The following is a 9,742-nucleotide window of genomic DNA, read 5'->3' on the forward strand; positions in this document are numbered from 1 at the left end:
CCCGGGACCGCCACGACGGCGGACCCGGGCACCCGCGCGTCCGCGGCTGTCCGCGGCACCCCAAATTGCCCGCGGGCTGCCGCTCTTGCCGCCGGGCGGCGGGTTTTGGCCTGCATAGCGTGAACCCATCCGCAGGCCATGGCTCCCGGCTACAGAAAGTCAAGGAAATGGTTGATCATTCCGGCTGGCGTGTCGGGGTAGCTTCAGCCCCCGTCCACCACGGTGAGATCCTGCAAGGCGTTTTCACCGGCGACAGCGGGCTCACCCGAGGTCTCGTCACTCTTCCCTGCACCATTCACGCGACCCGCGCGACGTTCATCCCCGCCCCCGGCGACGAGGTCACCGTCACGCCGGAGTGGAAGGGCAAGGCACGGCGTGCGGCCGAACTCGCGGTCCGCGCCGTGACACCGCCGGGCGCCGAGCCGGCGGGCGGCCATCTGGAACTCACCGGTGACGTACCGCTGTGCCGGGGCTTCGGCTCGTCGACGAGCGATGTGCTCGCCGCGATCTGGGCGGTCAAGGACGCGTTCGTCAGCCCGCTGCCGCCGCAGGAGGTCGCCAGGATCGCGGTGCGCGCCGAGACCGCCTCCGACTCCCTCATGTTCGAGGAGTCCACCGTCCTGTTCGCCCAGCGCGAGGGCACGGTGATCGAGGACTTCGGCTACCGGATGCCGGCCCTGCGGATTCTCGGCTTCGGCTCCCGCCCCGAGGGCGGCGGGCGGGGCGTGGACACGCTGGCCTTCTCGCCGGCCCACTACGGGCAGGACGAGATCGGCCTCTTCACCCGGCTGCAGGCGATGCTCAGGGAGGCCATCCAGATGAAGGACGTGGCCCTGCTGGGATCGGTGGCCACGGCCAGCACGGAGATCAACCAGCGCCATCTGCCGATCCCGGAGCTCGACCGCATCCGTGACATCGCACGGACCACCGGAGCCGTCGGAATACAGGCGGCGCACAGCGGGGACATCGCCGGACTCCTCTTCGACCGGGACGACCCCGAGGTCGAGGCGCGGACCGACGTGGCCCAGGACCTCCTGCAAGAGCTCGGAATTCACGAGCAGTGGAACTACACAACGGGTGACTGACATGACGACGACTCTGCCCAAGGCTCACTCCTCGATCGTGGAGGCGACGGAGCTGCCCCGCATCATCAAGGTGAGCGACAACCTCTACGCGGCCGCCTTCAGCCTGATGAAGCTGCTGCCCGCCCGCTACATACTCGACCGCGCCGAGGCCGCCGGCCTGATCTCCCCCGGCACCCGGATCATCGAGACCTCCTCCGGCACCTTCGCGCTGGGCCTGGCCATGGTCTGCCGGCTGCGCGGCTACCCGCTGACCATCGTCGGGGACTCGGCGATCGACCGCGATCTGCGCACCCGGCTCGAAATGCTCGGTACGACCGTGGAGATCGTCGAGCACACCGGCCAGGCCGGCGGCATCCAGGGCGCACGGCTCGCCCGCGTGGAGGAGCTGCGCCGGCAGGACCCCGAGGCCTTCGTCCCCGGCCAGTACGACAACCCCGACAACCCGGGCGCGTACGGCGTCGTCGCCGATCTGATCGGGGACACCGTCGGCGCCGTGGACTGCCTGGTGGGCCCGGTCGGTTCGGGCGGCTCCACCGGCGGACTCGCCGCCGCGCTGCGACAGACCGGCCCGGCCCTGCACCTGGTCGGCGTGGACACCCAGGGCAGCATCATCTTCGGCAGCCCGGACGGACCGCGCACACTGCGCGGACTCGGCAGCAGCATCCACCCGGGCAACGTCAGCCACAACGCCTACGACGAGGTCCACTGGGTGACCGCCCCCGAGGCGTTCCACGCGACCCACGAGCTCTACCGCGCGCACGGCCTGTTCATGGGCCCGACCAGCGGCGCGTCCTTCCAGGTGGCGTCCTGGTGGGCCGAGCAGAACCCGGAGAGCACCGTCGTGATGGTGCTCCCCGACGAGGGCTACCGCTACCAGTCCACCGTCTACAACGACACCTGGCTGAACGAGCAGGGCATCGTCCCCGCCCCCGCCGCGGGCGGCCCCCGCACCGTCGAACACCCGCTGGACGCCACCGCCACCTGGTCCCGGCTGCTGTGGGCCCGCCGCGGCTTCGACGACGTGGTGCTGCCGGTGGTCGGCTCATGAGCGAGCGCCTGCTGCTCCTGGTGGAGAGCAACACCACCGGTACGGGACGGCTGTTCGCGCGACGCGCGGCCGAACTGGGTGTGGTGCCGGTGCTGCTCTGCGCGGATCCGGGCCGCTACCCGTACGCCGCCGAGGACCGGCTGCGGACGGTCGTCGTGGACACCTGCGACGAGTCCGCGCTGTGGGCGGCCGTCCGGGCGCTGGAGAACGGGGCCACCGTCGCGGGCGTCCTGACCAGCTCCGAGTACTACGTGCCCACCGCCGCCGCACTCGCCTACCGGCTCGGGCTGCCCGGCCCGTCGGCCGAAGCCGTGCGGGCCTGCCGCGACAAGGCGGAGCAGCGCCGGACCCTGACCGGCGCCGGCGTCGGCTCGGCGGACTTCGCCGTCGTCCGCGAGGTCGCCGGCGCGATCGACGCGGCCCGCGGCATCGGACTGCCCGTGGTGGTCAAACCGGTACAGGGATCGGGGAGTCTGGGCGTACGGCTCTGCACGGACCTCGACGAGGTCGCCGAGCACGCCGGGACACTGCTGTCGGCCACCGTCAACGAGCGGGGCATCACCGCACCGGGCCGGATCCTGGTCGAGGAGTACCTGACCGGGCCGGAGTTCTCCGTCGAGGTGTTCGGCACCGAAGCCGTCGTCACCGTCGCCAAACACGTCGGACCGCTGCCCGCCTTCGTCGAGACCGGGCACGACGTGCCGGCCGCGCTCCCCGGCGAGCAGGACATCGCCCTGCGCGAGACCGCGGTACGCGCGGTGCGGGCGCTCGGCCTCGGCTGGGGCGCCGCCCACGTGGAACTGCGGCTGACCGGCACCCGGACCGCCGAGGTCATCGAGGTCAACCCCCGGCTGGCCGGCGGCATGATCCCCGAACTCGTCCGCAGGGCCTGCGGGATCGACCTCGTACGAGCCCAGGTGCTGGCCGCCCTCGGCGCCGCTCCCGCACTGGAGCGCGGCGGCTACGCCCGCGCCTCGATCCGGTTCCTCACCTGTGCGCGGGACGGCATCCTGGCGCGGTCCGCCGCACTGGACGAAGCCGTGCACCGGGCCAGGACCGTACCGGGCACCGTCGAGGCGCTGCTCTACCGCGCCCCGGGCGAACCGGTCGGCCCCGCCGAGGACTTCCGGGGCCGCATCGGCCACGTCATCGCCGTGGCCGACCGCTCGGGACGGGCCGCCGAAGCCGCCGACCGGGCCGTCGCCCTGCTCGGCGAGGCCGTGTCCTACGCGGATCTGCACACAGAGGAGGCATACGCATGACCACAGCGCCCGCGCACGGCGTCGACACCGGCCGGCTCAAGGCCGCGCTCGACGCCGAGGCGCACCGCATCGTCTACGACCAGTACCTGCCGGACACCGCCGACGGGCTCGGCGAGGAACTGCGCTCCATCAGCGAGGTCGACCGGGCCCACCTGATCATGCTCACCGAACGCGGGATCGTCGACGCGGAACGGGCCGCGGCCCTGCTGCGCGCCATCGAGGAACTGCGCGGGCAGGACTTCGCACCGGTCCGCTCCAGGCCGATGCCGCGCGGCGTCTATCTCGCCTACGAGGGGCACCTCATCGAGCGGCTGGGCGACCGGACCGGCGGCATCCTGCACACCGGCCGCTCGCGCAACGACCTCAACGCCACCACCACCCGGCTCAAGACCCGCGGCCCCTACCTGGCGCTGCTCGACGCGGTCGACCGGCTCGCGGGGGTGCTCCTGGACAGGGCCGAGGAGTACCGGGACGTGGTCATGCCCGCCTACACCCACGGCCAGCCCGCCGTGCCGATCAGCTACGGCCACTACCTCGCCGGCGTCGCCGGAGCCGTACTGCGCGCGTACGAGGCGCTGCTGGACGCCGGACGCCAGCTCGACGTCAACCCGCTGGGAGCCGGCGCGATCGGCGGGACCTCCGTCCCCATCGACCCCCGGCGCACCGCCGAACTGCTCGGCTTCAGCTCCGCCGCGCCCAACTCGGTCGACGCCGTGGCCTCCCGGGACTTCGTCCTGGACCTGCTGTCGGCGTCCGCCGTCCTCGGCGTCGCGCTGGCGCGGGCCGGCCGGGACCTGAGCACCTGGACGTCGGAGGAGTTCGGGCTGCTGAGGGTGGGCGACACCCTCGTCGGGTCCAGCTCGATGATGCCGCAGAAGCGCAACCCGTTCCTCCTCGAACACATCCAGGGCCGGTCCGGTGCGAGCCTGGGCGCCTTCGTCGGCGCGGCGACCGCGATGACCACCGGCGGCTACACCAACGCCATCGCGGTCGGCACCGAGGCCGTACGGCACCTGTGGCCCGGCCTCAGCGGCACCACCGACGCGGTGACGCTGCTCAGCCTGGTGGTCGCCGGCACCGAACCGGAGCGCGCACGCATGACGGAGCGGGCCGTGGACGGCTTCACCTCGGCCACCTACCTGGCCGAGCGGCTCGTGCTGGACGGGATGCCGTTCCGGGCCGCACACCATCTGGTCGGCGAGACCGTGCTCGGCGCCCTGGACTCCGGCCGGCCGCTGGCGGACGCCGCCCGCTTCACCGCCGTCGACGACGGCGGACTGGCCCCCGACCGGGTGGCCGAGGCGTGCGCCCACGGCGGCGGACCCGGCTCCACGGCCGACGGGATACGTACACTCGCCACCCGGCGGGACGTGCTGAAAGCAGAGCTGACCGACCGGCGCACCCGCTGGTCGGACGGGAGCGCGCTGCTCACGCAGGCCGTACTCGGGGCGGTGACGTCATGAACGCCCGGCTGACCGAGCGCGATTCCGACACGGAGCAGGAACCGCCGCCGCGCGGCGGACTGCGCGCCAACCGCGATTTCCGGCTGCTGTGGATCGGCGAGACGACCAACCGCGTCGGCATCAACATCACCGCCGTCGCCATGCCTCTCGTGGCCACGGTGACGCTCAAGGAGAGCGTCTTCTCGGTGAGCCTGCTGGCCGCGGCCCCCTGGCTGCCCTGGCTGCTGATCGGCCTGCCCGCCGGCGCCTGGGTCGACCGGATGCGGCGACGGCCGATCATGCAGATCTGCAACCTGGTCCCGCTCGTGCTCCTGGCGAGCGTGCCGGTCGCCGGCTGGCTCGGCATCCTGACGCTGACCCAACTGCTGCTCGTGGCACTGATCAACGGGTTCGCCGCGGTGTTCTTCGGAATCTCGTACAAGGTCTACGTGCCCACCATCGTCGAACCCCAGGACCTCCAGGAGGCCAACGCCAAGCTCCAGGGCAGCGAATCGGTCGCCCAGGTCGCGGGGCTCGGCGGGGGCGGTCTGCTGGCCCAGGTGTTCGGCGCCACCTCCGGACTCCTCGTCAACTCGGCGACGTTCCTCGTCTCCGCGCTCTGCCTGTCCGGCATCCGCAAGAAGGAGCCGGTCCCGGAGAAACCCGCCGAACGGCCGGCCCTGATGCAGGACATCAAGGAAGGACTCCGGTTCGCCTTCAAGGACCCCTACCTCCGAGTCCTCACCCTGTACGGCACCGCCACCAACCTGCTGCTCACGGCCGAGGCGGCGATCCTGCCCGTCTTCATCCTCCGTGGGCTCGGGGTACCCGAAGGCGCCACCGGATGGCTCCTCGCGTCGAGCAGCATCGGCGGCATCCTTGGCGCCGCCAACGCGAAACGCCTGATCGCACGGTTCGGCTCGGCCCGCGGACTGCTCGTCGCCACGATCCTCAGCGCCCCGTTCGCCCTGCTCATCCCGCTGACCAACAAGAACTGGACCCTGTCCGCCCTGGTGGTCGGGAGCGCCGTGCTCTCGCTCGGCGTCGTGCTCGCCAACGTGATCCAGGGAGCGTTCCGCCAGCGCTACTGTCCGCCCCAGCTGCTCGGCCGCGTCTCGGCCAGCATCTCGGTCGCGAACTTCGGTGCCATTCCCATCGGTTCACTGCTCGGCGGAACCCTCGGCACCGTCCTCGGTATGCGGCCCACCCTGTGGCTGCTCACCGCCGGACTCGCCCTGACCCCGCTGCTCCTCCTGATCGGGCCGCTGCGCGGAAGGCGCGACCTGCCGGTCGCCCCGGCCACGCCGTGAGACCCGGCTCGCCTGTCACTCTCGTACGAACAGGAGAGACCCCGTGGAACAAACCCTGCCGTGGGTCGTTCGTGAGCTGCCACCCCCCGGCTCACTGGACCTCTGGCTCCTGAGGGTCTCGGATGTCCCCATCGGCATCCTGGACGAACAGGTACTCGACGCGACCGAGCGTCAACGTGCCGCCACCCTCATGCACGCCGCCGACCGAACCCGGTTCACGGCCGCGCATGTCGCCCTTCGCCGGCTGCTCGGCTCGTACCTGAGCCTGCGCCCCGAGGAGGTCCACTTCGGCCGGGACACCTGCCCCTGCTGCGGCGGACCGCACGGCCGGCCCACCGTGGTCGACGCCGACGACCGGCTGTTCTTCTCCCTGTCCCACCGCGGCGACCTCGCCGTCGTCGGCACCGCGGCGGCCCCCATAGGGGTCGACGTGGAGCTGGTGGGCGACGAGGACGGCACCGCGGAACTCGCCTCGATGCTGCACGTGGACGAGCAGGCCGAACTGGCCGCGCTCGGCCCCGCGGAACGGCCCCGGGCACTGGCCCGGCTGTGGACGCGCAAGGAGGCCTACCTCAAGGGCCTCGGTACGGGACTCGGCCGCGATCCCGCCCTCGACTACGTCGGCTCGGGCGGCCCCGAGGGCCCGTACCCGCCGTCCGGCTGGACCCTCCTCGACGTCCCGGTGGACCGGGGCTACGCGGCGGCGGTGGCGGTGCGCGGCGAGCTGAGCGTGGACGGGCCGTTCGTCAAGAGGCTCTCCGGCCTCGACGTCGTACGGCACGCCCGCGACGCCCTGCGGACTGCGGGGACCCCGCCCTGACCCGGTCCGGGGTCCGCCGGGTGCACCGTTGCGGTGATCACCCGGCGGCGGGCACGTACCATCCGGCCGCTCCCGCGGCCGCCGATCACCGAAACGTCCTCGACAACACTCCTACGGACTTTTGGAACTGACGATGCCAAACGCTGTGCAGCAGGCCCCCGCGGCCCTCCTCCCGCAAGTGCGGACCCGTACCACCGGGCAGCCGGACACCGGCGCCGAGCAGGTGACGGGCGCCCAGTCCCTCATCCGCGCTCTCGAGGAGGCCGGCGCGGACACCGTGTTCGGCATCCCGGGCGGCTGCATCCTTCCGGCGTACGACCCCCTGATGGACTCGACCCGGGTCCGTCATGTGCTGGTCCGCCACGAGCAGGGCGCGGGTCACGCGGCCACCGGATACGCCCAGGCCACCGGCAGGGTGGGGGTGTGCATGGCGACCTCGGGGCCGGGCGCCACCAATCTGGTGACCCCGATCGCGGACGCGCACATGGACTCCGTGCCGCTGATCGCGATCACCGGCCAGGTCCCCTCCAAGTCGATCGGCACGGACGCGTTCCAGGAGGCGGACATCGTCGGCATCACCATGCCGATCACCAAGCACAACTTCCTGGTCACCAACGCCGACGACATCCCGCGGACGATCGCCGAGGCCTTCCACATCGCCTCCACCGGCCGCCCCGGACCGGTACTCATCGACATCACCAAGGACGCCCTCCAGGCGGCCACCACCTTCCAGTGGCCGCCGGTGCTGGAACTGTCCGGATACCGCCCGGTCACCAAGCCGCACCCCAAGCAGATCCGCGAGGCCGCCCGGCTCATCGCCGCGGCCCGCCGGCCGGTCCTCTACGTCGGCGGCGGGGTCCTCAAGGCGCGCGCCACCGACGAACTGCGCACCCTGGCCGAGCTGACCGGGGCGCCCGTCGTCACCACCCTGATGGCGCTCGGTGCCTTCCCCGGCAGCCACCCCCAGCACGTGGGGATGCCCGGCATGCACGGCGACGTCGCGGCCGTCGCCGCACTCCAGAAGGCCGACCTGATCGTCGCGCTCGGCGCCCGGTTCGACGACCGGGTCACCGGGAAGCTGGACGGCTTCGCCCCGCACGCCAAGGTCGTCCACGCCGACATCGACCCGGCGGAGATCGGCAAGAACCGGCTCGCGGACGTCCCCATCGTCGGCGACGCCCGCGAGGTGCTCACCGCCCTGGCCGCCGCCGTGCGCGGTGAGCGCGATGAGGGGAACGTCGGCGACTACGCCGGCTGGTGGCGGGACCTGGACCGCTGGCGGGCCACCTACCGGCGCGGCTACGAACTCCCCGCCGACCCGGGGCTGCTCTCCCCGCAGCAGGTCATCGAACGCATCGGTCAACTCGCCCCGGACGGAACACTGTTCGCATCCGGGGTGGGCCAGCACCAGATGTGGGCGGCGCAGTTCCTCCCGCACGAGGAGCCCGGCACCTGGTTCAACTCCGGCGGCGCGGGGACGATGGGGTACGCGGTGCCGGCGGCGATGGGTGCCAAGGCCGGGATGCCGGACCGTACGGTCTGGGCGATCGACGGTGACGGCTGCTTCCAGATGACCAATCAGGAGCTCACCACCTGCGCGCTCAACAACATCCCGATCAAGGTCGCGATCATCAACAACGGCGCGCTCGGGATGGTCCGCCAGTGGCAGAGCCTCTTCTACGGCGCACGGTTCTCCAACACGGTGCTGCACGACGGCGCCACCAACGCGACCACCGGCTCGACCCGCGGAGTGGGATCCACCACCAACCGCGGCACCCGGGTCCCGGACTTCGTACAGCTCTCCGAGGCGATGGGCTGTGTGGGCCTGCGCTGCGAGAACCCGTACGAGCTCGACGCGATCATCGACAAGGCCAACACGGTCAACGACCGCCCCGTCGTGGTGGACTTCATCGTCCACGAGGACGCGATGGTGTGGCCGATGGTCCCTGCCGGCACCTCCAACGACGACATCATGGCCGCACGCGACGTACGCCCCGACTTCGGCGACTCCGCGGACGACTGAGAGGACCTCCCGACATGTCCCAGCACACGCTCTCCGTCCTGGTCGAGAACACCCCCGGCATCCTCGCCCGGGTCGCCGCCCTGTTCTCCCGCCGCGGCTTCAACATCGACTCGCTCGCGGTCGGCACCACCGAACACCCCGATCTCTCCCGCATCACCATCGTCGTCAGGGTCGACCACGAACTCGCCCTGGAACAGGTGACCAAGCAGCTCAACAAGCTGGTCAACGTCCTGAAGATCGTCGAGCTGGAGGCCGACTCCGCCGTCCAGCGCGAACTGGTCCTGGTGAAGGTGAGCGCCGACAACGGCTCCCGCGCCCAGATCGTCCAGATCGCCGAGCTGTTCCGGGCCAGGACCGTGGACGTCTCGCCCGACGCCGTCACCCTTGAGGCGACCGGCTCCGGCGACAAGCTCGACGCGATGCTCAGGATGCTCGCGGCCTTCGGTATCAAGGAGCTCGTCCAGTCCGGCGCGATCGCGATCGGCCGCGGCTCCCGGGCCCTGGCCGACCGCACCGCGCGGGAGACCCGGCCGATCCGCCTGACCCCGGCCGGCACCGCCACGGCGGCACGCGCGCAGAGCGCGTAGCACGCCCGCCGTCCCCTTGTCCGTCCGCACACCCTCACATCCCAGGAACCAAGGAGAACTCCCCATGCCCGCCGAGCTGTTCTACGACGACGATGCCGACCTGTCCATCATCCAGGGCCGCAAGGTCGCGGTCCTTGGTTACGGCAGCCAGGGCCACGCCCACGC

General features: G+C 71.8%; 9 protein-coding genes. All 9 read left to right on the forward strand.

Going from position 1 to position 9,742, the window contains the following annotated elements; genetic code table 11:
- Positions 1 to 167: 167 nt before the first annotated feature.
- Positions 168 to 1,085: a GHMP family kinase ATP-binding protein gene (locus ACZ6S6_RS34820; RefSeq protein ID WP_469708986.1), complete on the forward strand. Its 918-nt coding sequence runs from the start codon at positions 168 to 170 to the stop codon at positions 1,083 to 1,085.
- 1 nt (position 1,086) lies between these two features.
- The gene (locus ACZ6S6_RS34825) at positions 1,087 to 2,133 is read left to right on the forward strand and encodes a PLP-dependent cysteine synthase family protein (RefSeq protein ID WP_469708988.1); all 1,047 of its coding nucleotides are present in this window, start codon (positions 1,087 to 1,089) and stop codon (positions 2,131 to 2,133) included.
- Entirely contained in the window at positions 2,130 to 3,395 is a 1,266-nt protein-coding gene (locus ACZ6S6_RS34830; protein ID WP_469708989.1) for an ATP-grasp domain-containing protein, read from the forward strand. Before ACZ6S6_RS34825 ends, ACZ6S6_RS34830 begins: the two co-directional genes overlap by 4 nt.
- Complete coding sequence (argH, locus tag ACZ6S6_RS34835) at positions 3,392 to 4,858, forward strand: argininosuccinate lyase (RefSeq protein ID WP_469708991.1); 1,467 nt, start codon at positions 3,392 to 3,394, stop codon at positions 4,856 to 4,858. The genes ACZ6S6_RS34830 and argH overlap by 4 nt, the downstream gene beginning before the upstream one ends.
- On the forward strand, positions 4,855 to 6,147 hold the full coding sequence (locus ACZ6S6_RS34840) for an MFS transporter (protein WP_469708993.1): 1,293 nt from the start codon (positions 4,855 to 4,857) through the stop codon (positions 6,145 to 6,147). The genes argH and ACZ6S6_RS34840 overlap by 4 nt, the downstream gene beginning before the upstream one ends.
- 43 nt (positions 6,148 to 6,190) lie before the next feature.
- Positions 6,191 to 6,967, forward strand: coding sequence for a 4'-phosphopantetheinyl transferase family protein (locus tag ACZ6S6_RS34845; protein ID WP_362961808.1), 777 nt, complete (start codon positions 6,191 to 6,193; stop codon positions 6,965 to 6,967).
- A 133-nt stretch (positions 6,968 to 7,100) separates the two neighbouring features.
- Positions 7,101 to 8,990, forward strand: coding sequence for an acetolactate synthase large subunit (locus ACZ6S6_RS34850; protein ID WP_469708995.1), 1,890 nt, complete (start codon positions 7,101 to 7,103; stop codon positions 8,988 to 8,990).
- 14 nt (positions 8,991 to 9,004) lie between these two features.
- Entirely contained in the window at positions 9,005 to 9,577 is a 573-nt protein-coding gene (ilvN, locus tag ACZ6S6_RS34855; RefSeq protein ID WP_469708997.1) for an acetolactate synthase small subunit, read from the forward strand.
- A 64-nt stretch (positions 9,578 to 9,641) separates the two neighbouring features.
- On the forward strand, positions 9,642 to 9,742 hold a 101-nt coding region (locus tag ACZ6S6_RS34860), incomplete at its 3' end, for a hypothetical protein (protein ID WP_362967579.1).

Source organism: Streptomyces sp. NPDC048671 (assembly GCF_055587045.1).

Bases quoted from the DNA above. Each gene is read 5' to 3' on its own strand.
- ACZ6S6_RS34830 (WP_469708989.1), top strand. From the start codon at position 2,130: ATGAGCGAGCGCCTGCTGCTCCTGGTGGAGAGCAACACCACCGGTACG.
- argH (WP_469708991.1), top strand. From the start codon at position 3,392: ATGACCACAGCGCCCGCGCACGGCGTCGACACCGGCCGGCTCAAGGCC.
- ACZ6S6_RS34825 (WP_469708988.1), top strand. From the start codon at position 1,087: ATGACGACGACTCTGCCCAAGGCTCACTCCTCGATCGTGGAGGCGACG.
- ilvN (WP_469708997.1), top strand. From the start codon at position 9,005: ATGTCCCAGCACACGCTCTCCGTCCTGGTCGAGAACACCCCCGGCATC.
- ACZ6S6_RS34820 (WP_469708986.1), top strand. From the start codon at position 168: ATGGTTGATCATTCCGGCTGGCGTGTCGGGGTAGCTTCAGCCCCCGTC.
- ACZ6S6_RS34840 (WP_469708993.1), top strand. From the start codon at position 4,855: ATGAACGCCCGGCTGACCGAGCGCGATTCCGACACGGAGCAGGAACCG.
- ACZ6S6_RS34850 (WP_469708995.1), top strand. From the start codon at position 7,101: ATGCCAAACGCTGTGCAGCAGGCCCCCGCGGCCCTCCTCCCGCAAGTG.